This is a genomic window from Tritonibacter sp. SIMBA_163 (assembly GCF_046535935.1).
GTDB classification, from domain to species: domain Bacteria; phylum Pseudomonadota; class Alphaproteobacteria; order Rhodobacterales; family Rhodobacteraceae; genus Epibacterium; species Epibacterium scottomollicae.
Map to the genome: position 1 here is coordinate 1 of NZ_JAWJBP010001173.1, position 242 is coordinate 242.

General features: G+C 59.9%; 1 protein-coding gene. It reads right to left on the reverse strand.

Features of this window, described 5'->3' with window-relative positions:
- Window positions 1-242: molybdopterin cofactor-binding domain-containing protein (locus tag R0J92_RS26015; protein ID WP_411053815.1), on the reverse strand; the 242-nt coding region annotated here is incomplete at both ends.

The window sequence follows — 242 nt, forward strand, 5'->3', positions numbered from 1 at the left end:
AGGCTTCCGTACGATCCGAGGTCCATTTGACCGGCACGCTGGTCTTCTTCGATGCCCAGAGACAGACGATTTCTTCCGGATAGATGTAGATCTTCGAACCGAAGCCGCCGCCGACATCCGGTGCGATGACGCGCAGCTTGTGTTCCGGCGCGACATTGTAGAAGGCGCTCATCACCAGCCGCGCCACATGCGGGTTCTGGCTCGTGGTGTAGCAGGTGTAGTGCTCCTCGGCGCTGTCGTAG